This window comes from Streptomyces sp. KLMMK (genome assembly GCF_036961605.1).
Classification (GTDB): domain Bacteria; phylum Actinomycetota; class Actinomycetes; order Streptomycetales; family Streptomycetaceae; genus Streptomyces; species Streptomyces telluris.
Genome location: NZ_JBAMDC010000060.1, coordinates 1 through 26,420, shown reverse-complemented (window position 1 = coordinate 26,420; position 26,420 = coordinate 1). Strand labels below are relative to the sequence as shown.

The 26,420-nt window shown below is 70.9% G+C and carries 21 protein-coding genes and 1 tRNA gene; 11 read left to right on the top strand and 11 right to left on the bottom strand.

Annotated features, from left to right (window positions below; translation table 11 throughout):
• Window positions 1–112: 112 nt before the first annotated feature.
• Window positions 113–790, top strand: a complete 678-nt coding sequence (locus V7793_RS13115) for a response regulator (protein ID WP_168091244.1) — start codon at window positions 113–115, stop codon at window positions 788–790.
• A complete protein-coding gene (locus V7793_RS13110) occupies window positions 787–1,938 on the top strand; it encodes a sensor histidine kinase (protein ID WP_336005979.1) in 1,152 nt (383 codons plus the stop codon). Before V7793_RS13115 ends, V7793_RS13110 begins: the two co-directional genes overlap by 4 nt.
• 104 nt (window positions 1,939–2,042) lie before the next feature.
• Here V7793_RS13110 and V7793_RS13105 read toward each other — a convergent pair whose 3' ends face one another.
• Window positions 2,043–2,423 carry a VOC family protein gene (locus V7793_RS13105; RefSeq protein WP_336005976.1) on the bottom strand — a complete coding sequence of 127 codons (381 nt, stop codon included), beginning with the start codon at window positions 2,421–2,423 and terminating at the stop codon, window positions 2,043–2,045.
• 120 nt (window positions 2,424–2,543) lie between these two features.
• On the opposite strand from V7793_RS13105, the gene V7793_RS13100 reads away from it, so the two are divergent.
• The 4 genes from V7793_RS13100 to pepN all read left to right on the top strand — a co-directional run bounded on the left by V7793_RS13100 (window position 2,544) and on the right by pepN (window position 10,017).
• A complete protein-coding gene (locus V7793_RS13100) occupies window positions 2,544–5,729 on the top strand; it encodes an endo-alpha-N-acetylgalactosaminidase family protein (RefSeq protein WP_336005974.1) in 3,186 nt (1,061 codons plus the stop codon).
• 61 nt (window positions 5,730–5,790) lie between these two features.
• Window positions 5,791–6,681 carry a helix-turn-helix domain-containing protein gene (locus V7793_RS13095; RefSeq protein WP_336005972.1) on the top strand — a complete coding sequence of 297 codons (891 nt, stop codon included), beginning with the start codon at window positions 5,791–5,793 and terminating at the stop codon, window positions 6,679–6,681.
• 11 nt (window positions 6,682–6,692) lie between these two features.
• On the top strand, window positions 6,693–6,998 hold the full coding sequence (locus V7793_RS13090) for a chorismate mutase (protein WP_058044886.1): 306 nt from the start codon (window positions 6,693–6,695) through the stop codon (window positions 6,996–6,998).
• Window positions 6,999–7,482: 484 nt separating this feature from the next.
• Window positions 7,483–10,017, top strand: coding sequence for an aminopeptidase N (pepN, locus tag V7793_RS13085; protein WP_336005969.1), 2,535 nt, complete (start codon window positions 7,483–7,485; stop codon window positions 10,015–10,017).
• Between the two features lie 102 nt (window positions 10,018–10,119).
• Here the strand turns inward: pepN and V7793_RS13080 are convergent, their stop codons facing one another.
• The gene (locus V7793_RS13080) at window positions 10,120–10,674 is read right to left on the bottom strand and encodes a F0F1 ATP synthase subunit B (RefSeq protein WP_256791482.1); all 555 of its coding nucleotides are present in this window, start codon (window positions 10,672–10,674) and stop codon (window positions 10,120–10,122) included.
• 221 nt (window positions 10,675–10,895) lie between these two features.
• On the opposite strand from V7793_RS13080, the gene V7793_RS13075 reads away from it, so the two are divergent.
• Together V7793_RS13075 and V7793_RS13070 are read left to right on the top strand one after the other, a co-directional pair.
• Window positions 10,896–12,473, top strand: coding sequence for a pyridoxal phosphate-dependent decarboxylase family protein (locus V7793_RS13075; RefSeq protein WP_336005965.1), 1,578 nt, complete (start codon window positions 10,896–10,898; stop codon window positions 12,471–12,473).
• Window positions 12,470–13,975 carry a lysine N(6)-hydroxylase/L-ornithine N(5)-oxygenase family protein gene (locus V7793_RS13070; protein ID WP_336005963.1) on the top strand — a complete coding sequence of 502 codons (1,506 nt, stop codon included), beginning with the start codon at window positions 12,470–12,472 and terminating at the stop codon, window positions 13,973–13,975. The genes V7793_RS13075 and V7793_RS13070 overlap by 4 nt, the downstream gene beginning before the upstream one ends.
• Here V7793_RS13070 and V7793_RS13065 read toward each other — a convergent pair.
• Window positions 13,931–15,745: a bifunctional metallophosphatase/5'-nucleotidase gene (locus V7793_RS13065; protein WP_336005962.1), complete on the bottom strand. Its 1,815-nt coding sequence runs from the start codon at window positions 15,743–15,745 to the stop codon at window positions 13,931–13,933. The genes V7793_RS13070 and V7793_RS13065 overlap by 45 nt on opposite strands.
• A gap of 175 nt (window positions 15,746–15,920) precedes the next feature.
• Here V7793_RS13065 and V7793_RS13060 point away from each other — a divergent pair, with 175 nt between their 5' ends.
• Window positions 15,921–16,625: an SIMPL domain-containing protein gene (locus V7793_RS13060; protein WP_336005961.1), complete on the top strand. Its 705-nt coding sequence runs from the start codon at window positions 15,921–15,923 to the stop codon at window positions 16,623–16,625.
• 143 nt (window positions 16,626–16,768) lie between these two features.
• Window positions 16,769–18,190, top strand: coding sequence for a pyruvate kinase (gene pyk, locus V7793_RS13055; protein WP_336005960.1), 1,422 nt, complete (start codon window positions 16,769–16,771; stop codon window positions 18,188–18,190).
• A gap of 10 nt (window positions 18,191–18,200) precedes the next feature.
• On the opposite strand, the gene V7793_RS13050 is transcribed toward pyk, so the two are convergent.
• On the bottom strand, window positions 18,201–18,965 hold the full coding sequence (locus tag V7793_RS13050; protein ID WP_443057899.1) for a helix-turn-helix domain-containing protein: 765 nt from the start codon (window positions 18,963–18,965) through the stop codon (window positions 18,201–18,203).
• Between the two features lie 129 nt (window positions 18,966–19,094).
• Window positions 19,095–19,167, bottom strand: a tRNA-Leu gene (locus V7793_RS13045).
• A 101-nt stretch (window positions 19,168–19,268) separates the two neighbouring features.
• Here V7793_RS13045 and V7793_RS13040 point away from each other — a divergent pair.
• Complete coding sequence (locus V7793_RS13040) at window positions 19,269–19,919, top strand: ANTAR domain-containing response regulator (protein WP_336005959.1); 651 nt, start codon at window positions 19,269–19,271, stop codon at window positions 19,917–19,919.
• 55 nt (window positions 19,920–19,974) lie between these two features.
• Here V7793_RS13040 and V7793_RS13035 read toward each other — a convergent pair whose 3' ends face one another.
• The 6 genes from V7793_RS13035 to V7793_RS13010 all read right to left on the bottom strand — a co-directional run.
• On the bottom strand, window positions 19,975–20,691 hold the full coding sequence (locus V7793_RS13035) for an ABC transporter ATP-binding protein (RefSeq protein WP_336005958.1): 717 nt from the start codon (window positions 20,689–20,691) through the stop codon (window positions 19,975–19,977).
• Window positions 20,688–21,572 carry an ABC transporter ATP-binding protein gene (locus V7793_RS13030; RefSeq protein ID WP_443057898.1) on the bottom strand — a complete coding sequence of 295 codons (885 nt, stop codon included), beginning with the start codon at window positions 21,570–21,572 and terminating at the stop codon, window positions 20,688–20,690. The genes V7793_RS13035 and V7793_RS13030 overlap by 4 nt, the downstream gene beginning before the upstream one ends.
• Window positions 21,569–23,479: a branched-chain amino acid ABC transporter permease gene (locus V7793_RS13025; RefSeq protein ID WP_336005982.1), complete on the bottom strand. Its 1,911-nt coding sequence runs from the start codon at window positions 23,477–23,479 to the stop codon at window positions 21,569–21,571. The genes V7793_RS13030 and V7793_RS13025 overlap by 4 nt, the downstream gene beginning before the upstream one ends.
• A gap of 5 nt (window positions 23,480–23,484) precedes the next feature.
• Window positions 23,485–24,417, bottom strand: coding sequence for a branched-chain amino acid ABC transporter permease (locus V7793_RS13020; protein WP_336005956.1), 933 nt, complete (start codon window positions 24,415–24,417; stop codon window positions 23,485–23,487).
• Window positions 24,418–24,572: 155 nt separating this feature from the next.
• Window positions 24,573–25,811, bottom strand: coding sequence for a branched-chain amino acid ABC transporter substrate-binding protein (locus tag V7793_RS13015; protein ID WP_336005954.1), 1,239 nt, complete (start codon window positions 25,809–25,811; stop codon window positions 24,573–24,575).
• 302 nt (window positions 25,812–26,113) lie between these two features.
• Window positions 26,114–26,420: hypothetical protein (locus tag V7793_RS13010; protein ID WP_336005952.1), on the bottom strand; the 307-nt coding region annotated here is incomplete at its 5' end.

Below are 26,420 nucleotides of genomic sequence, written 5' to 3'. Positions count from 1 at the left end.
TGCGGCGGCCCCCCGGCCCCGCTGACATGGAGGGGCGGGCAAAGGCAGCACCCGGACCGCCACCCGTACACACCAGGCCCCCGCACGGCCGGCACAGCGCAAGGAACGAAGTATGGCGATCACCGTGGTCATCGCGGACGACCAGGAGATGGTCCGCACCGGCTTCCGCATGATCCTGGAGAGCCAGCCCGACATCGAGGTCGTCGCCGACGTCGTGGACGGCGAGGCCGCCCTCGCCGCCGTCGAGAGGTACGAGCCCGACGTGCTCCTCCTCGACATCCGCATGCCCAAGCTCGACGGCCTGGAGGTCACCCGCCGCCTCTCCGAGCGGGCCGCAGGCCGCCCGGAGACCGGCCGGCGCCCCCGCATCGTCATCGTCACCACCTTCGACCTCGACGAGTACGTGCACACCGCGCTCCGCAACGGCGCCTCCGGCTTCCTGCTCAAGGACGCCAGCCCCGCCATGCTCGTCGAAGCCGTGCACGCCGCCGCCGTCGGCGACTCCCTCATCTCGCCCGCCATCACCGTCCGCCTCCTGCGCGACATGGCCCCCGCCGACCCGGCGGGCCCCGCCCGGGCCCCCTCCGAACCGCTCACCGACCGCGAGGCCGACGTGGTGCGCTGCCTGGCCCGCGGCGCCACCAACGCCGAGATCGCCGCCGAGCTCTTCGTCTCGCTGTCCACGGTCAAGACCCACCTGGCCAACGTGCAGCTCAAGCTCGACGCCCGTAACCGTGTCGAGATCGCGGCGTGGGCCTGGGAGAGCGGACTGGCCACGGGCAGCGCATGAACAGAGTGGCCGGGTGGGCCGCCCGGCACCCCCGGCGCGCCGCCGCCGCGAAGGCCGCCCTCGCCGTCGCCCTGCTCTGCCTGGTCGTCGCCGAGAGCATCGTCCTCGCCCGGCAGCCGAGCCGCCCCCACGCCATGGTGCTGGCCTCGGGCATCGCCGTCTGCCTGTGCGCCGTCCCCTACAAGTGGATCCCCCTCACCGTGCGGGCCTCCGCCGCCGTCGCCGTCTCCTGGACCACCAGCCTCGTCCTGATGACGGGCCGGCACCCCGAGACCGTCTGGGGCATGGGCGAGGCCATCGCCCTCCTCGCCCTCCTCACCTCCGTCCTGCAGCGCGCCTCCACGCGCGCCGCCGCGATCCTCGCCCCCATGCTCGCCCTCGCCTGCCTCGCCGCCCCCATGCGCGACCTCGACCCCGGGCCGTTCACCGCCGTCTTCTGCTGCCTCACGGTCGTCGTCACCGCCTATTCGGTGCTGCTGCGCAACCAGTCCGGGCAGCGCGTGCGCGACCTCACGGCCGTCCGCAACGCCGAGCGCCTCGAACTCGCCCGCGAGCTCCACGACCTCATCGCCCACCACGTCACCGGCATCGTCGTCCAGGCCCAGGCCGCCCGCTTCACCGCCCTCGACGGGCCCGCGGCGGCGGCCGCCTTCGAACGCATCGAGCTGTCGGCCGGCGAGTCCCTGAGCTCCATGCGCCGCCTGGTGGGCATCCTGCGCGAGGGCGACGCCGAGACCGAGCCGGTGGCGGGCCTGCCGGAGGTACGCGCCCTCACCGAGGCCTTCGCCCGCACCGGGCCGCCCGTCACCCTCTACATCGAGAAGGGGATGGAGGAGTGGATCCCCGCCGAGGTCGCCGCCGGCGTCCACCGCGTCGTCCGCGAGGCCCTCACCAACATCCGCAAGCACGCCGCCGACGCCACGGCCGTACGGATCGGGATCCGCGGCGTCCCGGCCGGCGTCGAGCTGCGCATCGCCGACGACGGCAAGCACGCGGCCGTCCTCTCCGACAAGGCCCGCGGCGGCGGCTTCGGGCTCGTCGGCCTCAGCGAGCGCGCCAAGGCCATGGGCGGCATCCTGCGCGCGGGCCCCGCACCGGAGGGCGGCTGGGAGGTCACGGCGCTGTTCCCGGTGGAGCGCAGGAGGTAGGCGGCGGGCCCGGGCGGCGCGGGACCGGTGTGAGGCCGGGCCGGTGCGGGCCGGACCGGCGTGCGCCCGGGGCGGCGCGGGCCCCCACCCACCCGCACCGCGTCCTAGAGCGACTGCCCGTAGCAGAGGCAGAAGGGGTGCCCCGCAGGGTCGTTGAACACCCGGAAACCCTTCCGCTCGCCGCCGCTGTCGTGGAGGAACTCGGCCCCCAGCGCCATCACCTCACGCTGCGCCCGCTCCACGTCCTCGATCGTGTCCACCTCGAAGTCCAGGTGGAACTGCTGCGGGAACTCCGGGTCCGGCCAGCGCGGCGGACGGTGGTCCTTGGCCTCCTGGAAGGCGATCCGCTGCCCCGCGGCGGACGTCAGCCACACCCACTCCGGGTCGGAGGCGTCCACCTCCCAGTCCAGGATCCGGGCGTAGAAACCGGCCAGGGCGGCCGGGTCCGGGCAGTCGACGACGGGATACATCAGTTTTGCGATCATGAAACGATCCTGCCCTCTTCCGGACAGGAGTCCAAGAGCCCCCGCACTTTTGTCCATGGGCGCCGCGCCCCGCGCCCACCACTGTGAGCCGTGACCACAGGTACGGAGGAGGAACACGGCGTGAACGTCGACCCAGGGACGCGGCAGCAGCCCCCGCACGACGACGGCGGAGCGCCCACCCGGCGCGCAGTGCTCACCGCCGGCGCCATCGCGGGAATCACCGGAATCACCGGCACCGCCGGAGCCGCCGGAATCACCGCGCTCGCCGGGACGGCCGCGGCCGCCACCCCCGCCCCGCCCGCCGCCGAAGCCGTCCTGCGCTCCGCCGACCTCGACGTCCGCATCGACACCGCCTTCCCCCGCGTCATCGCCTACACCCACCGCCCCACCGGAGACGTCCTCCACGCCCAGGAGGACCCCGTCACCTCCCTCCTCGTGGACGAGAAGGAACACACCCCCCACGTCACCTCCACCGTCCACGCCGACCGCGCCGCCTACGTCCTCACCCTCGACGGCGGCACCCGCATCGACGCCGAGATCCACGTCGACGGCCTGCTCGTCCACTGGCGGATCACCCGCATCGCCGACACCCCCGCCCTGCCCGTCGGCACCCTGCGCATCCCCGGCCTGGCCCTCCTCAGCGTCCGCAGCAGCCAGCCCGGGGCCGCACTCCTCGCCGCCCGCATCCACCTCGACAAGGCCAGGAGCGGCGACACCCTCGTCCGCCCCGGACCGGACACGCCCGCCGACGAGGCGCCCATCGGCTGCGCCTACGCCGTCGTCAGCACCGGCCGGCTCGCCGCCGCCGCCGACACCAACACCGTCCAGGACCGGACCGACGCCGCCACGGCCTGGGAGAACGGCCGCTTCCGGCGCCAGACCCTCACCCGCACCGGCTACACCAAGACCCAGCTCACCTGCGGCCAGTGGACCCACCGGGCCGCGGGAGCCCACCGCACCGACACCGAACCCCTGCCCTACGCCACCGTCGTCCTCACCCGCGACCGCAACGGCGACGGCGACGCCGACTGGCAGGACGCGGCCATCGCCCTGCGGGACATCACCCCCGAGCCCCTCGGAGCCGCCGAACAGCACCTGCGCGTCGTCCCCCACATCGCGTTCAACTTCGCGAGCCAGGCCACGAACCCCTTCCTCGCCACCCTCGACGACGTCAAACGGATCGCCCTGGCCACGGACGGGCTGCGCCAGTTCACCCTCCTCAAGGGCTACCAGTCCGAAGGCCACGACTCGGCCCACCCCGACTACGGCGGCAACTACAACACCCGCGCCGGCGGCCTCGCCGGCCTCAACGCCCTGCTGCGCGCCGGAAAGCGCTGGAACAGCGACTTCGCCGTGCACGTCAACACCACCGAGTCCTACCCGGTGGCCCATGCCTTCTCCGAGACCCTCGTCGACAAGAACGACAGACAGTGGGACTGGCTCGACCAGTCCTACCGCATCGACCCCCGCCGCGACCTGCTCTCCGGCGACGTCGTGCGCCGCTTCCGGCAGCTGCGCGACGAGACCGACCCCGCCCTGAACACCCTCTACATCGACGTCTTCCGCGAGTCCGGCTGGAACTCCGACCGGCTCCAGCGCGCCCTGCGCGAGCAGGGCTGGCAGATCACCAGCGAATGGGGCCACGGGCTGGAGCGCTCCAGCCTGTGGGCGCACTGGGCGAGCGAGACCGACTACGGGCCCGACACCTCGCGCGGCATCAACTCCCGGCTCATCCGCTTCGTCCACCACCACCGCAAGGACGTCTTCGCCGACAAGTGGCCGCTCCTCGGCACCGCGAAGCTCGGCACGTTCTCGGGGTGGCAGGGCAAGACCGGCTGGGAGCCCTTCCACCGCCTGCTGTGGACCGAGAACCTCCCGGCCAAATACCTGCAGGCGTACCCCGTCCGCACCTGGGGCGAGCACGAGATCACCTTCGAGGGGCCGGAGCGGACCGCCGTCGGCGACGCCGACGGCACCCGGACCATCACCACGGACGGGCGCGTGGTCTACCGCGGCGGCACCTACCTCCTGCCCTGGGAGCCGCGCGAGGCCCGCGACCCCGCCAAGCTCTACCACTACAACCCGCAGGGCGGCGCCACCCGCTGGCGCCTGCCGCGCGGCTGGGCGGGGCGGCGCACGGTCGTCCTCCACCGGCTCACCGACCAGGGCCGCGCCGGCGCCCTCGAACTGCCCGTCCGCGGCGGCGAGGTCACGATCGAGGCCGCGGCCGGGCAGCCGTACGTCCTCACCCGCGGCCCCGGCCGCTCGCCGGACCCCGCCTGGGGCGAAGGCACCCCCCTGCACGACCCCGGCTTCCACTCCGGCCGCCTCGACGGGTGGCAGGTCACCGGGCCCGCGGCGGTCGAACGCAGCCCCCTGGGCGACTGGGAACTCGTCGTCCGCGCCGGAGGAGCCGCCACGGCCGGCCAGCGGCTCGCCCGCCTCGGGCCCGGCACCTACGCGGCGTCCGTGCAGGTCGAAGTCGGCGACACCGCGGGGGAGCGGCGCCGGGCCGGCCTGGAGGTCCGCACCGCCGACGGCGTCACCGCCGCCAACTGGACGGACACCTCGACCGCCGTCAACTACGTGGCCGCCGACCGCAAGCACGGCACCCGCTTCCAGCGGATGTTCACCCGGTTCACCGTGCCGCCGGGCGGCGGTCCCGTCACCCTGACGCTGACCGCCGCAGAAGGGGACGCGCGCGTCCGCTTCGACGCGCTGCGGGTCGTCGCCGCGGGAGCGCCGGCCGCTCGCGCGGGTGCGCTCGTCGTCGAGGACTTCGAGCACGTCCCCCAGGGGTGGGGCCCCTTCGTCAAGGGCGACGCGGGCGGCACGACCGACCCCCGCACCCACATCGCCCAGCGGCACGCGCCCTTCACCCAGCGCGGCTGGAACGGCAAGGCCGTCGACGACGTCATCGACGGCACCCAGTCCCTCAAGTCGCGCGGCGAGAACACCGGCGTCGTCTACCGCACCGTGCCGCACACCGCCCGCTTCCGGCCCGGGCACCGCTACCGCGTCTCCTTCCGCTACGAGAACGAGGCCGCCGGGCAGTACGCCTGGATCACCGCCGTGGACGCGCCGGAGACCCGGGAACTGCACCGCACCCCGCTGCCCGCCGCCCACGCGCCCGCCACGCATACGTACGAGTTCACCGCGCCGGAGGCGGGGGAGGCGTGGGTGGGGCTGCGCAAGACGGGCGACGGCACCACCGCGGAATTCGTCCTCGACGGCTTCACGGTGCACGAGGCGGGCGGGACGGACGGGGCGGGCGGGACTGCGGAGGGGGCTGCCGCCCCCTGGTGAAAGCGCGCCGCCATGCGCGAAGATCGGCACACGGGGCCGACACCGCGGGAGGCCGGGACCCATGTACCAGACATGGATGCGCTACTTCACCCCCGGCCCCGTCCACCACCGCCTCGGCCTCGTCTGCCTCGGCGTCGGCCTGCAGCACGGGGCGCTCCCCGCGGTCGGCCCCCGCACCCTCGACCACCACGTCGCCGTCGTCGTCCACGCCGGCAGCGGCTGGCTGCGCACACCCGACGGGCGCGCCCGCACCGTCACCGGCCCCGCGCTCCTGTGGCTCGTCCCCGGCGTCCCCCACCACTACGGGGCCGCGGGCGGGACCGGCTGGGACGAGAGCTTCGTCGACTTCACCGGCCCGGCCGTCGCCGCCTATACGGAACTGGGCTGCATCGAACCCCACCGGCCCCTCGTGCCCCTCACGGACACCACGGCCGTCCGCGCCGTCGTCCACCGCATCGCCCGCGCCGCCCGCCGCGCCAATCCGCTCCTGGAGGTCGAGACCTCCGCGGCCGTGCACGAACTCCTGGTCGCCCTGCGCCGGGCGCGGGCCGACACCACCGGCGGCGGAGAACCGATACTTCAGGCCCTTGCCCGGGACGCCTTCCTGCCCCTGTCCGTCGCCCAGCACGCCGCCCGGCACGGCATGACCACCGCCGAACTGCGCGCCGCCGTGCGCCGCGGGGCCGGCTGCAGCCCCAAGGACTACCTGCTGACCATCCGCCTCGGCCGCGCCAAGGAACTCCTCGCCGCCACGGAACTGCCCGTCGCCGCCGTCGCCCGCCGCGTCGGCTACGCCGACCCCGCCTACTTCAGCCGCCTCTTCACCCGCCGCGTCGGCACCGCCCCCGTCCGCTTCCGCGCCCGCCAAGGGCGCGCCGTGCCCGGCGGCTGGAGCGCGCGCATCCCCGACCCGGACCACCCACCGGTGATCGCACCCCGCCCCTCCGCATAGGCTCGGTGACCATGAGCAACAGTTCCATGGACGAATCCGTACGGGCCGAGCTGGGCCGGCTGCGCGACAGCATCGACAACATCGACGCAGCGGTGATCCACATGCTCGCCGAGCGCTTCAAGGCCACCCAGCAGGTCGGCCACCTCAAGGCGGCCCACAAACTGCCCCCCGCCGACCCGGCCCGCGAGGCCCGCCAGATCGCCCGCCTCCGCGAACTCGCCGAGAACGCCAAACTCGACCCCGCGTTCGCCGAAAAGTTCCTCAACTTCATCGTCGCCGAGGTAATCCGCCACCACGAAACGATCGCCCGCGCGTAACGCTTCCAGCGCGGACGGCACGACGACGACGGGCCGCAGGCCGGTTCGGCACCATGAGCGCCGCACCCTTCCACCACGGCGACGCGACCGGACGGTGCCACACCCCCGGCGGACCGGCTGGGCACCGCCGGTCACCGCCGCGGGGGTTGCCCGCCGTGGCGGCGGGGCAGGGCGCGTGGCACGACTCCGGCGTGGAGCAGGCCCCTGGCGGGGCGGGCAGCCCGTTGCCCTCTCTTCCGCCGCGGCGGCGCTCGGCCGCGACGGCGCGTTCCGGCGGTGCCGTGCTCACCTGCCGGTTGGCTGGGCACCGCCGGTCACCGCCGCGGGGGTTGCCCGCCGTGGCGGCGGGGGGAGGGGATGCGGGGCCCCATATGTAAGCCGCGCCCCCTTCCCGCCGCGGCGCAGCCGAAGCCGCCCCGCGACCTCGAGCGAGCCCCCGAATACTTGCTTCGGCACAGCGCCGGCGATACGGCAGCATGAGCCCATGCCCGTACTCACACGCGATGAAGCCCAGGCCCGCGCCCGTCTCCTGGACGTCCACCGGTACGCCGTCGACCTCGATCTCACCCGTGGCGACGAGCTCTTCGGATCCACGACCCGCATCCGGTTCACCGCGCGCCACGCGGGCGACACCTTCGTCGAGCTCCGCCCGGCCGCCCTGCACCGCGCCGTCCTCGACGGCCGGCCGCTCGATACGGCCGCACTCGACGACAACCGGCTCGCCCTCGCCCTGACCCCGGGCGAGCACGAGCTGCTGATAGAGGCCGACATGCGCTACTCCCGTACGGGCGAGGGCATGCACCGTTTCACCGATCCCGCCGACGGCGAGACCTACCTCTACACCCAGACCTTCATCGACGACGTCCAGCGCGTCTTCGCCGCGTTCGACCAGCCCGACCTCAAGGCGGTCTTCGACGCGACGGTGACCGCACCGCCCCACTGGACCGTCCTCGGCAACGCCGTGGCCACCCGCACCGGCGACCCGGCCGAGGGCCGCTGGGAGCTGGCCACCACCCAGCCCCTGAGCACGTACTTCGTCGCCTTCGCCGCCGGCCCCTGGCACTCCGTCCGCACCGAGCACGCCGGCCTGCCCTTCGCCCTGCACTGCCGCCGTTCCCTCGCGCCGCACCTGGACGCCGACGCCGAAGAGCTCTTCGGCATCACGCGCCGCTGCTTCGACCGCTTCCACGAGATCTTCGACGAGCCCTACCCCTTCGACTCCTACGACCAGGCGTTCGTCCCCGAGTTCAACGCCGGCGCCATGGAGAACCCGGGGCTGGTCACCTTCCGCGACGAATACATCTTCCGCTCCGCGGTCACCGACACCGAGCGCCAGACCCGCGGCGTGACCGTCGCCCACGAAATGGCCCACATGTGGTTCGGCGACCTGGTCACCCTCCGCTGGTGGGACGACATCTGGCTCAACGAGTCCTTCGCGGAGTACATGGGCTACCAGATCCTCGCCGAAGCCACCCGCTTCGACGGCGCCTGGACCGACTTCGCCTGCGCCCGCAAGGGCTGGGGCTACGACGCCGACCAGCGCCCCTCGACCCACCCCGTCGCCCCCGACGCAAAAGCCGTCCAGGACACCGCCTCCGCACTGCTGAACTTCGACGGCATCTCCTACGCCAAGGGCGCCTCCGCCCTGCGCCAGCTCGTCGCCTGGCTCGGCGAGAAGGACTTCCTCGCCGGCATCAACGACCACTTCACCCGCCACCGCTTCGGCAACGCCGCCCTCGCCGACTTCCTCGACTCCCTGGCCCGCAACACCGACCGCGACGTACACGCCTGGGCGGCCATCTGGCTGCGCACCAGCGGCGTCGATACCCTCACCCCCACGGTCGCCGACGACGGCCGCGGCGGCTGGCGCCTGGACGTCCGCCACGACGGCACCCGCCCCCACCACCTGGCCGTCGGCCTCTACGACCACGCCCCCGACGGCTCCGGCGCCCTCGTCGCCCGCGACCGCCTGACCGCCGACCTGCCCGCGGGCGGCGGCACCCGCACCGTCGCGGGAAGCGGCCCCCGCCCGGCCCTCCTCCTGCTCAACGACGGCGACCTCACCTACGCCAAGGTCCGCCTGGACGCCGCGTCGTGGCAGACCGCCCTGGCCTCGCTGCCGGCGCTGCCCGACGCCCTCACCCGGGCCGTCCTGTGGAACGCCGCCCGCGACATGGTCCGCGACGGCGAGCTCGCCCCCACCGCATACCTGGACGCCGCCCGCGCCCACCTGCCCCACGAGACCGACGTGGCCGTCACCCGGGCCGTCCTCGCCTTCGCCCGCGGCCAGGCCGCCGACCGCTACGTCACCCCCGCCGACCGCCCCGCGGCCCTGACGGCCCTCACCGCCCTCGCCCAGGACCTCCTGGACCGCACCCGGGACCGGGAGGAGGACGGCACGGCCCAGGGCCTGCGCCTGACCGCCGTCCGCACCCTGATCGACAGCGCCACCGCCCCGGACACCCTCCACGCCTGGCTCCGGGACGGCACCGTCCCCGGCGGCCCGGCCCTCGACCCCGAACTGCGCTGGCGCGCCCTCGCCCGCCTCGCCGTCCTCGGCGCCACCACGGCCGCGGCCGTCGACGCCGAACTCGCCCGCGACCCGAGCGCGACCGGCCAGGAGGGCGCCGCCCGCTGCCGCGCCGCCCTCCCGGACCCGGCGGCCAAGGAAGCCGCCTGGCGCGCCATGTACGACCCGGACCACCGCCCGGAGCTCTCCAACTACCTCTTCACCGCCACCGCCGAAGGCTTCTGGCAGCACGAGCAGCTCGACCTCGTACGCCCCTACCTCGACCGCTACCACCCGGCCGCCGTCGCCCTCGCCGCCCGCCGCGGCCCCGCCCTGGCCACCGCCGCGGCCGCAGCCGGCTTCCCCCACCCCTTCGTCGAGCAGCGCACCCTCGACCTCGGCGAGGAGTGCCTGCGCACCGACGGCCCGACCCCCGCCCTGCGCCGCCGCCTCGGCGACCAGCTCGACGACCTGCGCCGCGCCCTGCGCATCAGGCAACGCCAGGCGTAACCCGCCGCACAAAACACCCGGGGAACGCCGAAGGCTCCGCACCCGGAAAGGGGTGCGGAGCCTTCGGCGTCCGAGATGTGTCGCAGCGGCGGCCTGCCGCTGTCAGCCGCGCGCCTCACGGGCGGCGTCGGAGGCCTGCGCGGTGCGCAGCTCCTCCAGGAAGCGGTCCACCGTGCCGTTCTCGCGGGCGGACTGGGCGACGTCCTCACCGACGATGCGGCCGGCCAGCTCCGTGGCCAGCACGCCGACCTGCTGGCGCAGCTCGGCCTCGGCGACCGCGCGCTCGGCGTCGATCACGGCGTGACCCGCGGAGATGATCTCCTCGCGCTGGCGCTGGCCCTCGGCACGCAGCTCGGCGATGATCGCCGTGCCCTGCTCGAGCGACTCCTGGCGCAGGCGCGCGGCCTCGTGCCGGGCCTCGGCCAGCAGCTCCTGGTACTCGGTGTGGACCCGGGCGGCCTCCGCGCGGATCTCCTCCGCCTCGTCGAAGCGGCCGTCGGTGGCCTTCTCGCGCTCGACGAGGACCTTGTTGATCCGGGGCAGCAGCACCTTCGCCATCACGGCGAAGACGATGAAGAACAGCACGGCGCCGAGCACGAGCGGCGCGGGCTCGGGCTTGAGCGGCCCTACGTCGAGAGCGAGAAAGTTCATGGCCATGGGGTGCAGATTAGTCGACGGAACGGGGTGCGTCCGCCCCGGACCCCATTAGCAGACACATCTCACCCCGGTTGCACGGCCTTCCCCCCATCGAGCGAAACCCGCCGCTACGCCGGTCACCGAACGTGCGCCGAACGTAACTTGTTGCAGTTGCCGCTCGTCACAGCCCGGACCGACCCCACAGCATGCGCTCGAAGTCAACCCAAAAGGGGCAAAGTTAAATGCCTGCGCCCGCCGGCCCCACCGTCGCCTCCCCCCACGACGCCGCAGACCGCACCCCCGCCCCCCTCGCCGGCGGCACCCGAGGACCCGAAGCCCTGCACCCCCTCCTCGGTACCGTGCTCGACGCCCTCCACGAAGGCGCCGCCACCCGCCGCGGCCCCTTCCCGGCCGGCGGCCCCGAAGCCGTCACCGCCCGCGTACGGGCCCGCGCCGCCCCCGCCCTCCCCGAGACCGGCACCGGAGCCCACGAGGCGCTCCGCACCCTCGTCGGCGCCCTGGCCGAGGGCGCCGCCGACCCGGCCCACCCCCACTGTGCCGCCCACCTGCACTGCCCGCCCCTCGCCCTGGCCGCCGCCGCGGACCTCGCAGCCGCCGCCCTCAACCCCTCCCTCGACTCCTGGGACCAGGCCCCGGCCGCGACCGCCCTCGAAGCCCTCACCACCCGCGCCCTGGCCGCCCTCGCCTACCCCCGCCACCCCGACCCGGACGCCCTCGTCACCACCGGCGGCACCGAGTCCAACCAGCTCGCCCTCCTCCTGGCCAGGGAAACGGCCAGGGAAACGGCCGGCTTCCCGGCCGCGGAGACGACCGGGAAGCCGGCCGGCGAGCCGGCCCGCGCCGCAACCGGGAAACCGCCCCGAGCACCGTCGAGAGACCCGGCCACCGGAACCGCCCCGGAACCGGCCGGGCGCACCACCCGGCCCCTGCGCATCCTCTGCGGAGCCAACGCCCACCACAGCATCCACCGCGCCGCCTGGCTCCTCGGCCTGCCCGCACCCCTCACCCTCCCCACCCCCACCGGCATCCTCGACCCCGCCCTCGTACACGAAGCCCTCACCGACCCCGCCACCACCGGCACCCCCACCCTCGTCATCGCCACCGCCGGCACCACCGACACCGGCAGCATCGACCCCCTCCCCGCCATCGCCGCCCTCTGCCGCACCCACCGCGCCCGCCTCCACATCGACGCCTCCTACGGCGGCCCACTCCTCTTCAGCGACACCCTCCGCCCCGCCCTCAACGGCCTCGACCACGCCCACACCATCGCCATCGACCTGCACAAACTCGGCTGGCAACCCGTCGCCGCCGGCCTCCTCGCCGTCCCCGACAGCACCGCCCTGCACCCCCTGGCCCACCACGCCGACTACCTCAACGCCCCCGACGACACCCGCGCCGGCCTCCCCGACCTCCTCGGCCGCTCCCTGCGCACCACCCGCCGCCCCGACATCCTCAAGATCGCCGTCACCCTCCGGGCCCTCGGCCGCCGCGGCCTCGGCGACCTCGCCGAACGCGTCTGCACCACCGCCCGCCACTTCGCCGACCTCATCGACGCCCACCCCGGCTTCGACCTCTACGCGCCCCCCACCCTCAGCACCGTCCTCTTCCGCCCCACCCCCACCGACGACCCCACCACCGCCGAACTCCGCCGCACCCTCCTCCACCACGGCCACGCCGTCCTCGGCCGCACCACCACCCCCGAAGGCCTCTGGCTCAAAGCCACCCTCCTCAACCCCCACACCACACCCGACGACCTCCGCACACTCCTCACCCTCGTGGAAGGCCAGGTACGCCGATGAAGACCCCGCCACCCCCCAAGAACCCCCCGCAGAACACCCCCGGCACCCCCCCGCCCCCCAAGCCCGAAACCGCCCCCGAAACATCCACCTCCCCCCAGACCACCCCCGACCAGCCCCTCGACATCGCCGGCATCGGCATCGGCCCCTTCAACCTCTCCCTCGCCGCCCTCGCCCACGGCATCCCCGGCCTCCGCACCGCCTGCTACGACCAGAACCACACCTTCCGCTGGCACGCAGGCCTGCTCATCGACGGCACCACCCTCCAAGTCCCCTTCCTCGCCGACCTCGTCACCCTCGCCGACCCCACCAGCCCCTGGAGCTTCCTCAACTACCTCAAATCACGCGAACGCCTCTACCCCTTCTACTTCGCCGAGCGCTTCCACATCCAACGCGCCGAATACGACGCCTACTGCCGCTGGGTCAGCCAATCCCTCCCCGGCCTCCACTTCGGCCACCAGATCGACGCCATCCGCTGGAACCCCGAACGCAACCTCTTCGAAATCGACTTCACCCAACTCGACACCGACGGCGAAGCCGAAGCCCTAGGCCGCACCTACACCCGCAACCTCGTCCTCGGCGTCGGCACCGCCCCCTACGTCCCCGACCCCCTACGCCCCCTCGTCGACGCCCCCGCCGTCCCCGTCATCCACTCCGCCGACTACCTCGACCACCGCGAGCGCATCCTCGCCGCCGAACACATCACCGTCATCGGATCCGGCCAATCCGGCGCCGAAGTCTTCCTCGACCTCCTCCGCAACCGCCCCGCCGGCCGCGAAAAACTCCACTGGCTCGCCCGCACCCCCGCCTTCGCCCCCATGGAATACAGCAAACTCGGCCTCGAACAATTCACACCCGACTACACCCGCTACTTCCACGCCCTCCCCGAAGCCGTCCGCAACCAACTCCTGCCCCAGCAATGGCAACTCCACAAGGGCATCGCCGCCGACACCCTCGCCGGCATCCACGACGAGCTCTACCGCCGCAGCCTCCACGGCGGCTGGCCCGACACCGTCCTCACCCCCGGCGTCTTCGTCCGCACCGCCGGCCGCGTCGGCACCACCCGCGTCGAACTCCACCTCGAACACGCCCAGCAAGGCACCCGCTCCCGCGTCACCACCGACGCCGTCATCCTCGCCACCGGCTACCGCGAACGCCCCGTCGACACCCTCCTCGCCGCCCTCGACCCCTACATCCGCCGCGACCACAGCGAACGCCCCCGCATCGACGAAAACCACCGCCTCGTCCTCGACCCCCTCGTCCGCGGCGCCATCCACGTCCAGAACGCCGAACGCCACACCCACGGCGTAGGCACCCCCGACCTCGGCCTCGCCGCCTGGCGCAGCGCCACCATCCTCAACGCCATCACGGAAAAGGCGGCCTACCCCCTACCGGAGCGGACCGCCTTCACCACCTTCGGCCTGGAACCGCGACCTCAGCCACGACCCCGAGCCACCACATCAGAAGACCGGCGCACCATCCCGCGTCAGCTTCCAGTCCACTGAGGCGAACTTCGCCACATCGATCGTCCCCTGAGCCTTCACCCAAGAAATGATCGTGTTACGGATCTCCTCCGAGTTCGCCCACACCTGCTTCGCCCGAGCCACATGCGGGAAATTCCCCCCACCACTGGCCCGGTAATTATTCACCGCCAGCACAAACTGCGCCGCGTCGTCCAGCGGCTTCCCGTCAAACATCAACTTCGCGATCCGCGACCCCGGCGCCTTCGCGATGTCGATCTCATACGAGAGGCCGCTGACCGCGTCATAGTTGTAATCCGGAATGCTCTCCGCATTCGTCAGCTTCGCCGGATCCACCGAACCCCCAGCAGGCGTCCGCACAAAATACCGCGCCGAGAACTCCAGATACTCACGCAGCTGCGCACCCGTCAGCACCCGCGCCTCCAGGGTGTTCTCGAACGGGTACAGCCCGGCCACCTCGCGGATCGTCACCTTCCCCGCCGGCACCGCCGCCGTCCGCGAGAAACACGACGCCTGCGACAGCACGGGCAGCGCCGCATGAGCCGTCCCGGCCAGCGCCGCCTTCACCGTCTCCCTCTGCACATGGTTGATGAAGTCGATGATCGGCGTGTCCTTGTACGCCGCCTCGGCGGCGCTCATCGCCGCGGTCGACGTACCGATCACCTGGTTCACATACGCCACGACCTTCTCGTGCTCGTCGCGCAGCAGCCGGGTGATCTTCTTGTCCTCGGGCACCGTGTTCGAGTTCAGCACCTTCGCCGAGACCGACTCCACCTGCCAGCGCCCCCGCTCCCACACCAGGCCGAAATCGAAGAGCGTCAGCCGCTGACCCCACTTCAGCGGCTCGGACAGCACGACCTGCTTGCCCGTCTTCTTGTTCACCACCCGGTACTCCGGGATCTCCGTATGCGCATGACCCACCAGGATCGCGTCGATCCCCGGCACCTGCTCCGCCACCAGCGCCGCCGCATTCTCGATGTGCGGCAGCTGATCACCGTACGAAGAAGTCCCGCTCGAACCCGAATGCGCCGAGACGATCACCACGTCCGCACCCATCGAACGCAGCCGCGGCACCCACTTCGCCGCCTGCTCCTCCAGACCCGGGAACACCATCTTCCCCTGGACATTCGCCTTGTCCCAGATCGCGATACCCGGATTCGTCAGCCCCAGGATCGCCACCTTCACATCCCGCCCGAAAGGCGTGCACACCCGCTTCATCACATAGGGAGCAAACGCCGGCCGCAGCGTCTTCGCATCGAGCGCATTCGCCCCCAGCAGCGGGAAGTCGCACTGCTCCTCGAACTTCCGCAGCACCGGGATACCGTAATTGAACTCGTGATTCCCCAGCGCCGCCGCGTCGTACCCGATGGCATTCATCGCCTGAGCCATCGGATGCACCGGGCCGTGCGCCTTGGTGATCGGATCCACCTTGGCGTAGTAGTACGACAGCTGGGTGCCCTGGATCGTGTCACCCGCGTCGATCAGCAGGGTGTTGCGGCGCCCCTTCTCCGCACGAACCTGATTCACCAGCGTCGAGATCTTCGCCAGGCCCACGTCATTGTGCGCCTTGTCATCGAACTCGGCGTCCGTGAAGTAGTCCCAGTTGAAGACGTTCCCGTGCAGGTCCGTCGTCCCCATCACGGTAAACGAGTACTTCCGCTTCCCCCGGCCGCCCGTCAGGCCCGCATCCACCTCCCGCGCCTCGGCCGACCCGGCACCCACCGCCCCCACGAGCGCGACCCCCGCGCCCGTCGCGGCGGTACGCCCCAGAAAATTCCTCCGGTTCAGCGGCACTTCTTCTCCCCAAGTCACAGTGCAAGTCACAGCGCACGTCACAGCGCACGTCACAGTGCTGACAACGCGCGTAGATTCTGACCCGGCCCACCCCGCCCGCGACACCCTCCCAAGGTTGCGATCCGGTGACTCCCCGGTAACTCCGCCGGGAGAACCAGAAGGCCACACTGATCGCATGACCACACCCGCACCCCTGCCCTACGGCACCCCCGACACCCCCCGCGTCTCCGTCCGCGGCGAAGCCCGCCTCGAAGTCGACCCCGAAATCGCCCGCCTCGGCATCACCGTCACCGCCCGCGGCACCGACCGCACCACCACCCTCCACGACCTCACCCAACGCAACTCCCGGGCCCTCGACCTCGTGAAGTCCTACGGCGACGCCGTCGAAAAAATAGAGACCGGATACCTCAGCATCACCCCCCAACTCACCGAAAAAGGCCGCGGCGAACGCATCAGCGCCTACAACGGCAGCATCCACCTCACCGCCACCATCAACGACTTCACCCGACTCGGCGAACTCACCGCCCGCCTCTCCGACCTCCCCCTCACCCGCATCAGCGGCCCCTGGTGGGCCCTCCGCCCCGACTCACCCGCCCACACCGAAGTCCGCCGCAAAGCCGTCCACGAAGCCGTCCAGCGCGCCCGCGCCTACGCCGACGCCCTCGGCACCGAACTCGGCGCCCTCCTCGAACTCGCCGACGACGGCGCCGAACCCGCCGGCCGCCCCTCACCCCCCGGCGCGATGCGCCGGGGACGGCCCGGCGCCGGCGGATTCGCGGGACCCGCCGCCCCCGCACCCGAACTGGATCTCGAACCCCAGCGGCAGACCGTCCGCGCCCAGGTCAGCGCCCGCTTCACCATGACCCCGCCCCAGCTCTGACCCAGCCGGCACAAAGCCCCGAGGGTGCTCATCGGAGCGCGCACGCGCACATTCACTCGTTGTCAAAAACCTTTTACCGAAAGGCCGTTGGGCTGTCGCGGCCGACGGATTCGCTACCCACTGGTAGGTCGTAAGGTCGAGTCATGCGCCGAGCAAAAATCGTCTGCACCCTCGGGCCCGCCACCGACTCGTACGAGCAGATCAAGGCACTCGTCGACGCCGGCATGGACGTCGCCCGCTTCAACCTCAGCCACGGCACCTACGCCGACCACGAGGCCCGCTACCAGCGCGTACGCAAGGCCGCCGAAGAAGCCGGCCGCAGCGTCGGCGTCCTCGCCGACCTTCAAGGCCCGAAGATCCGCCTCGGCCGCTTCCACGAAGGCCCCGTACTCCTTGAACGCGGCGACGAATTCACCATCACCGTCGAACCCGTCGAGGGCGACCGCCACACCTGCGGCACCACCTACGACGGCCTCGCCGCCGACGTCACCAAGGGCGAGCGCATCCTCGTCGACGACGGCCGCGTCACCCTCGAAGTGACAGAGGTCGACGGCCCGCGCGTACGGACCATCGTCATCGAAGGCGGCATGGTCTCCGACCACAAGGGACTCAACCTCCCCGGCGTCGCCGTCTCCGTCCCCGCCCTCTCCGAAAAGGACGTCGAAGACCTGCGCTGGGCCCTGGGCATCGGCGCCGACATCATCGCCCTGTCCTTCGTCCGCAGCGCGGACGACATCGTCGACGTCCACCGCGTCATGGACGAGGAAGGCCGCCGCCTCCCCGTCATCGCCAAGATCGAAAAGCCGCAAGCGGTCGAGAACCTCGACGGCATCGTCGCTGCCTTCGACGGCATCATGGTCGCCCGCGGCGACCTGGGCGTCGAAATGCCCCTGGAAACCGTCCCGATCGTCCAGAAGCGCGCCATCAAGCTCGCCAAGCGCAACGCCAAGCCGGTCATCGTGGCGACGCAGATGCTCGACTCCATGATCGACGCCTCCCGCCCCACCCGCGCGGAAGCCTCGGACGTCGCCAACGCCGTCATCGACGGCACGGACGCGGTCATGCTCAGCGGCGAGACGAGCGTGGGCAAGTACCCCGTCGAGACGGTCAAGACCATGGGCCGCATCGTCGCCGCGGCGGAGGAGGACCTGCTGGCCAAGGGCCTGCCGCCCCTGAGCGAACGGAGCAAGCCCCGCACCCAGGGCGGCGCCGTGGCCCGCGCCGCCGCCGAGATGGGCGACTTCCTGGAGGCGAAGTTCCTGGTCGCCTTCACCCAGTCCGGCGACACGGTACGCAGGCTGTCGCGCTACCGCTCCCCGATCCCGCTGCTGGCGTTCACGCCGGAGGCGTCGACGGCGGCCCAACTGAGCCTGACGTGGGGCGTGGAGACGTTCCTGGGGCCGATGGTGCAGACGACGGACGAGATGGTCGACCAGGTCGACGAGTATTTGTTGAGGATCGGGCGCTGCCGGCGGGGGGATCGCGTGATCATCACCGCGGGTTCGCCGCCGGCGACGCCCGGCACGACGAATATGGTGCGGGTGCACCATATTGGGGAGGAGTAGGAGTACTCCGTCAGTACTTGGGGCCTATGTGGGCGTCCATGAGGGCGACGGATGCTTTGCGGGCTACGGAGATGTTGAAGGGGTCGCTGCCGCGGGCCAGGGTGGTCCACTCGACGCCCACCTTGGTGAGAGTGTCGCAGTACAACTTGCGGATGTCGTCGGACTTGTTGGCGAACATGTAACGCGGGTACTCGTAGCGCTTGCGCGCTCCGTTCACCATCCTGGTGGTCCAGTTCGTGACCCTGCATCCATCGGAGTGGATGAGTCCTCGTAAGAACTCCCAGGGATGAGCGTCCACGATGTCCTGCTGCCAGTCCTCCAAGGCGATACGTCGCTCATGCTTCTTGCCCGGCCCGTGCTGGGGAAACATGCATGGCCAGTGTGCCGAGTAGGACTTCACCTCCGTGCAGCCCTTCTTCTGCCGCCTGCCGGTGCTGGGCAGCGCCATGACCTTTCGCATGGCCTCCTCGGCTGCATCGATCAGGCCGGGCCATACGTCGCCGCAGTAGATGGACAGGTGGTTCTGTTTGGGCTTCGCGATGATGTGGCCATCGCCGAGATACAGACCGAGGAGGTAGGAGTAGGCCTGGTGGTCGAGCGCCCGGCCAGTGCATCTGGGGCAATCCGTCGGGCGTACGAACGATTCGCCCCTGCGTCTCCGGTCCTCGGACATCCACCAGCCGACAGTGCCACGGGGGATACCCAGCCTCTCGGCCACGATGCGATTCGGTACGCCGTCCCTCATCAGACTGACGGCGCGATTGCGCGTCTCCATGTCGTACACAGGGACGAGCCTCGGTGAGGTACCGCACCGGAAGACAGGATTCGAAGGTTCGTTCACCCTGACGAGCGAAGATTCCCTCGTGGCGGGAACCGATTGGTGACCTTGGAAAAGAAGGGAAAGTGCCCCGAGTCGGATTCGAACCGACGCTGAATGGGTTTTGAATCCATGGCCTCTACCGCTGGGCTACCGGGGCTAGCCTATGAAACCAAGGTTAGCGGAATCCCGCCGTGCGTCAAACATACCGCAGCTAGGTAGGCTCATGGGGCAGCACCTTGCCCTGGAACGAGGAGACCCGTGACCGCCGCCGAGCCCACGCCGCCCGTCGACGACGAGCCGCAGCACACCCCTCCGCATGTCACCCGTGTCGTGATCGCCGAGGACGAGGCCCTGATCCGTCTCGACCTCAAAGAGATGCTTGAGGAAGAGGGCTACTCCGTCGTGGGCGAGGCGGGCGACGGCGAGACCGCGGTCGCGCTGGCCCGGGAGCACCGCCCCGACCTGGTGATCCTGGACGTGAAGATGCCCGTCCTGGACGGGATCTCCGCCGCCGAGCAGATCGCCCGCGATTCGATCGCGCCCGTGCTGATGCTGACCGCCTTCTCCCAGCGGGATCTGGTCGAGCGGGCCCGGGACGCGGGGGCCATGGCGTACCTCGTCAAGCCGTTCAGCAAGAGCGACGTCGTCCCGGCCATCGAGATGGCCGTCTCCCGCTTCACGGAGCTGAAGGCGCTGGAGAAGGAGGTCGCGGACCTCTCCCAGCGGCTGGAGACGCGCAAGCTGGTCGACCGTGCGAAGAGCATCCTGCAGACGCAGTACGGGCTGACCGAGCCGGCCGCCTTCCGGTGGATCCAGAAGACGTCGATGGACCGCCGTCTGTCGATGCAGCAGGTGGCCGAGGCGGTCATCGAGGACGCCGAGGAGAAGAAGGCGGCGAAGGGGCAGTAGTCCCGGCTGTCGTCGAGAAGGGCCCGTGTCCGGTTCGTCCGGACGCGGGCCCTTCTCAGTCTTCGCCCAGGTACGCCTTGCGTACGGATTCGTCGTGCAGAAGATCGGCCCCGCTCCCGGAGAGGACGATCTTCCCGATCTCCATGACGTGGCCGCGGTCGGCGAGGGAGAGCGCGGCGCGGGCGTTCTGCTCGACGAGCAGGATCGTGGTGCCGGAGGCCCTGAGCTCGGTGATCGTGGCCATGATCCGCTGCATCATGATCGGTGAGAGGCCCATGGAGGGCTCGTCCAGCATGAGGAGCTTGGGGCGGGACATCAGGGCCCGGCCCATGGCGAGCATCTGCTGTTCGCCGCCGGAGAGGGTGCCGGCGGCCTGGCGGGCGCGTTCGCCGAGGATGGGGAAGAGGTCGTAGACGCGCTGCACGTCCTGTGCGATGCCGGTCGTGTCCTTGCGCAGGAACGCTCCGAGCTGGAGGTTCTCGGCGATGGTGAGGCGCGGGAAGATGTGCCGGCCTTCGGGGGAGTGGGCGAGGCCGAGGGCGACGACGCGGTGGGCGGGGACTCCGGTCAGGGGCCGGCCTTCGAAGCGGACGGTGCCGTCGAGGGGCTTGAGGAGGCCGGAGAGGGTGCGCAGGGTGGTGGTCTTGCCGGCGCCGTTGGTGCCGATGAGGGTGACGACCTGGCCTGCTTCGACGGTGAACGAGATGCCTTTGACGGCTTCGATCTTGCCGTAGGCGACGCGGAGGTTTTCGACTTCCAGGAGGGCGGTCATCGCTCGTCCCCTTCCTCCGTGCGGGCCTCGGCGGCGGCCACCTCCGCCGCTTCTTCTTCTCCGGGGGCGCCTTCGAAGGGGGTGCCGAGGTAGGCGGCGATGACGCGTTCGTCGGCCTGGACGGTCTCGGAGGTGCCTTCGGTGAGTTTTTCGCCCTGGACGAGGACGGCGACGCGGTCGCAGAGGTTGAAGATGAAGCGCATGTCGTGCTCGATGACGAGGACGGCGGTGCCCTGAGCGCGGATCGCGCGGACGAGGGTCTCGGTGGCGCGGGTTTCCTGGGGGTTCATTCCGGCGGTGGGTTCGTCGAGGAGCAGGAGGCCGGGGTCGCTGGCGAGGGCGCGTGCGATCTCCAGCTTGCGTTGTTCGCCGTAGGGGAGGTTGCGGGCGAGGTGGTCGCGTTTGGCGGCGAGTCCGGTGAAGGTGAGGAGTTCCATGGCGCGTTCTTCGGAGGCTCGTTCGGCGCGGCGGAATCCGGGGCCGCGGAGGAGGGCGGAGAAGAGGCCTTCTTTGGTGCGGGTGTGGCGGCCGACGAGGACGTTTTCCAGGACGGTCATGTTGGCGAAGAGGCGGATGTTCTGGAAGGTGCGTGCGATGCCGGCTTTGGTGACGAGGTGGGGTTTGGGCGGCAGGGTGGTGCCTTGGAAGGTGACGGTGCCTTCGGTGGGGATGTAGAGGCCGGTGAGGCAGTTGAAGAAGGTGGTTTTTCCTGCGCCGTTGGGGCCGATGAGGCCGACGATTTCGTTGCGGTGGACGGTGAGGTCGACGTTTCGGACGGCGGTGAGGCCGCCGAAGCGCATGGTGACGCCGGTGGCGGTGAGGGCGGGGGTGTCGGCGGGTGTCTCGGCGGGGGTGGGGGCGGGGGCGGCGGTGGTGGTCATGGGGTGGTCGCCTCCGCGTGCGTGAGGGTGCTGCTGCCGGTGGTTCCTTCGTGGAATTCGAGCTGCCGGCGGCGGTCGGGGATGAGTCCTTCGGGGCGGAAACGCATGAGGAGGATGAGGGCGGCGCCGAAGGCGAGCAGTTGGTAGTCGTGGAGGAACTGGAGTTTGGCGGGGATGAGGTAGAGGAGGGCGGCGCCGAGGAGGGGGCCGCTGATGGTGCCCATGCCGCCGAGGATGACGGCCGCGAGGAGGAAGGCCGAGTTGGGTGGTACGGGGCCGGCGAAGACGTATTGCTCGGGGACGACGGTGTAGGCGACGTGGGCCTGGACGGTGCCGGCGAGGCCGGCGAGGGTCGCGCCGAGGGCGAAGGCGAGGAGTTTGAGGCGGAAGCCGTTGATGCCCATGGCGGTGGCGGCGGTTTCGTCCTCGCGGATGGCGATCCAGGCGCGTCCGATGCGGGAGTCGCCGGCGCGGCTGAAGACGAGGACGACGACGATCGTGAACAGGAGCATCAGGAGGTAGTAGTTGGCGAAGGGGTTGAGGGTGATGCTGCCCAGGGTGTGGGTTTCGCCGAAGTTGTAGCCGAAGAGGACGAGGTCGGGGATGTTGGGGATGCCGTTGGGTCCGTTGGTGAGGGAGGGGCCGGATTCGCCGTTGAGGTTGCCGACGGTGATGCGGAAGATCTCTCCGAATCCGAGGGTGACGATGGCGAGGTAGTCGCCGCGCAGTCGCAGGGTGGGGGCGCCGATGACGACGCCGAAGACGAGTGAGGCGGCGGCTCCGGTGAGGACGGCGGCCCAGAACGGGAAGCGGATGTCCAGGGTGGAGGCGGTTGTGCCGGAGACGAGGGCGGCGGTGTAGGCGCCGACGCCGAGGAAGGCCACGTAGCCGAGGTCCAGGAGGCCGGCCAGGCCGACGACGACGTTGAGGCCGAGGGCGACGGTGGAGAAGATCAGGATGTTGACGGCGATGAGGGTGTACTGGTCGGTGTCCTGGGTGAGGGGGAAGAGGGCCGCGGCGACGAAGGCGGCGGTGACGGTGGGGGTGCGGTGTTTGGCGGTGAGGGCGGTGAGCCGCCCGATGAGCCCGGCCCGGGTGAGGGCTGCGGCGCTGAAGCCGGCCAGGAGCAGGAATCCGGTGAAGAGTTCTCCGTATGCGGTGCCGATGCCGTAGGTGACCAGGCCCAGGGCGAGGCCGAAGGACGCGGCGATGATGAGGATCTCGGCCCAGGCGGGCAGGGGGCGGGCGGGTGGTGGCCGTCGGTCGGTGCGGCCGGGGCGGAGGGTGCGCAGTACGGAGCGGAGGAGTGTTCCGGTGCGGGTGGTGCTCAGGCGGCTGTGGGGTGGGAAGGAGTTGGTGGTGCGCCGGTCGAGGGGGAGGGCGAGGGTGCCGAGGAGGGCGAGGAGGGTGGCGAGGGCGGCGGCGTATCCGCCGGGTTCGAGGTTGACGAGTCCGCCGAGTTGTACGGCGATGGCGATGAGTGTGTACCAGGTGGTGGCGAGGGTGGCTGTGGCGAGGAGTGCGGTGGCGTTGTGGCTGCCAGTGGGGTTGAGCCAGCGGAGGCCTGGGAGGTTCCAGGTGGTGAGGACGTAGAGGAGGGTGAGGAGTGCGCCGGTGAGGGTGAGGAGTTGGAGGCCGCCGGGGTAGCCGGTGATGGTGAGGTTGCCGGGGAAGTCGGTGGTCCAGGTCCAGGCGAGGAAGGTGGAAGCGGCGCTGAGGAGGGCTCCGGTGGTGGTGAGGATGCGGGCCGTGCCGAGGGGGAGGGGGATGACGGGGGTGGTTTCGGTGGTGGGGGTTGCCGGTCCCTTTCCGTTCTCGGCCCCGGCTCCGGCCTTTTGCCCGGTCCCGGTCCCGGTCCCTTTCCCGTTCCTGTTGGCGTCGTCGCCTGCGGTCTTCTGTGGATTCATCGTGCTCACGCCCGATCCGCGACACGTTCGCCGAGCAGGCCTTGGGGCCTGATGAGGAGGACGAGGATGAGGAGGGCGAAGGCCCATACGTCCTTCCAGCCGCCTCCGCCGAGTTGTTGCATTCCGGGGATGTGCTGGATGTAGGTGGAGGCGGCGGCTTCGGCGATGCCGAGGACGACTCCGCCGAGCATGGCTCCGTAGATGTTGCCGATGCCGCCGAGGACGGCGGCGGTGAAGGCTTTGAGGCCGAGGATGAAGCCCATTTCGAAGTTGATCTGGCCGGCGCGGAGTCCTGCGGCGACGGCGGCGACGGCGGCGAAGGCGCCGCCGATGGCGAAGGCCAGGACGATGATGCGGTCGGTGTTGATCCCCATGAGTTTGGCGGTGTCGGGGTCCTGGGCGGTGGCTTGCATGGCGCGGCCGGTGCGGCTTCGGGCGACGAAGAAGCCGAGGGCGAGCATGCACAGGGGGGCGGCGAGGAGGACGAAGACGTCGTCGCGCTGGATGTGGATGTTGCCGGCGAGTTCGAAGGCGTCGCCTTGGAACTGGGGGAAGCCGCGGGATTTCTTGGCGTCGGGGTAGAAGGCCCAGACGAGTTGCTGGAGGGCGATGGACAGGCCGATGGCGGTGATGAGGGGGGCGAGTCTGGGGGCGTCGCGCAGGGGCCGGTAGGCGAAGCGTTCCGCCGCGGTGGCGACGGCGACGGAGGCGAGGGCGCCGCCGATGAGCATGAGCGGGAGGGCGGCGGAGAGGGGGGTGTCGTGGGGAAGCCACAGGTGGATGCTGAGGGCGCCGAAGCCCCCGATCATGACGATCTCGCCGTGGGCGAAGTTGATGAGCTGGACGATGCCGTAGACCATGGTGTACCCGATGGCGATGAGGCCGTAGAGGGCACCGAGGGCGAGACCGTTGACCAGCGTTTGCGGCAGTTGGTGCACCGCTGGGCCTCCGATGCGGGTGTCGGATGTGGGTCCGCGCGAGGGCGTGGGATGCGTCCTCGCGCGGTGGGTGCGGTTTCCGCTGGGCCTGGTGGGGCCGCTGTTCCGTCCTTTGGGGCCGCTGTTCAGTCCTCTTCGGTTCTCGAAGAGGGCTTTCAGTCCTTGAAGGTGGCGCTCTTGAGGGACTGCCAGGCGTCGCCCTTGACCTGGTAGACGGTCAGCTGCTTGTTGGTGGTGTCGCCGTATTCGTCGAAGGAGACCTTTCCGGTGACGCCTTCGAAGGAGACTTTGCCCATGGCTTCGGTGACCTTTGCGCGGGCGTCGGCGGGGAGTTTGCCGTTGTTGTCGGCGACGACCTTCTTGACGGCTTGGACGATGGCCCAGGCCGCGTCGTAGGAGTAGCCGCCGTAGGCCGCGTAGGGGTCCTTGTAGCCGGCGTCCTTGTAGTTCTGGACGAATGCCTTGGCGGAGTCGAGGCCTTCGACGGGGTAGCCGACGGAGGTGCCGAGGTCGCCGTCGTTGCTCTCGCTGGAGGCTTTGATGAAGGCGGGGTCGTAGACGCCGTCGCCGCCCATGAGGGGGATGCGGGCCCCGGTCTTCTTGACCTGGTCGGAGAGGAGGCCGCCTTCGGGGTACTGGCCGCCGTAGTAGACGATGTCGGCGCCGCTGTTCTTGATCTTGTTGGCGACGCTGGAGAAGTCGGTCTCTTTGACGGTGATGTGGTCGGTGCCGGCGACTTCGCCGCCTAGGCGTTTGAATTCCTGGGCGAAGATCGAGGCGAGGCCGACGCCGTAGGTCTGCTTGTCGTCGACGACGAAGACTTTTTTCTTCTTGGCGTCCTTGTAGGCGTACTGGGCGGCGAAGCGGCCTTGGATGATGTCGGTGGTGGCGGTGCGGAAGTAGGTTTTGAAGGGGCGTTTCTTCTCGCCCTTGAGCCAGTTGTCGCCCTGGCTGAGTTCGGGGCTGGTGTTGGCGGGGGAGACCTGTGTGAGGTCGGCCCGGGCGAAGACGCCCTGCATGGACTGGGATACGCCGGAGTTGAGCGGGCCGACGACGCCGAGGACGGTTTTGTCGGCGACGAGTTTGGTGGCGTTCTGCTGGCCGGAGGCCGGGACGGCCTGGTCGTCCAGGGCTTCGGTCTTGAAGGTGATGCCCTGGACTTCCTTGTTCTTGTTGGCGGTGCGGGCGGCGAGGTCGACGGAGTTCTTGATGCCCTGGCCGAGGGCGGACAGGGAGCCGGTCAGCGGGGCGTCGACACCGATCACCACGGTGGTCTGCTTGCCGCTGCCCTGGTCGTCGTCGCTCTTGCCGCCGTCGCGTGAGCCGCAGGCGCTCAGGGCGAGCGTGCCGGCGGCGAGGGTGCTGGTGAGGATGAGCAGGGGACGGTGGCGCACGGTGTGTCCTTTCCCCGGCGGGGCGGTGACTGGCCGTGACTCTAGGGGGGTGCGGCTGCGGGGGGCAGAGGTGCTGGCCATGATGTGACTGTCTTGTTATGACGCAGATCACTTCTGGAGAATTTTGTGTAGCAGCCGTGAGCGAATGATCTTCGCGGATGGTGATTTGTCCCCCGAGTGCGGAGCCAGAAAGTGCAGTTCCGCTAAGCAGTCGAGGGTGTGAGGAGGGGTGATCGGGCCGCGCGGGCCGTGGTCCTGCCGACGATGCTACGTTTCCCGCACCGCGTGACGATTACACACGGTCACGTGGGGGGCCGCCAGTTCTCCGAGCTGCGGGTGGCCCCGCCGGCGGCCTCGCAGCGCTGCCGCGCCTGGCGGCGGACCTGTTCGAGGGCCGCGGCGGTCCCGTGCCTGCGCTGTTCGCCGCGGGCCGCCTGCACGATGTCGTCGTAGAGGGCGAACTGCTCGTTGGACAGGCCCTTCTGCTCCCAGTCGAGCCCGGCCCACTTGCTGCCGGTGAGGTCCTGCTCGGCCCAGTAGGAGATGAGCTTGGTGCACAGCTGCACGGGGGAGTCGGGCGTGGGGGAGCGCGGGGCCGGGCCGGCCGCG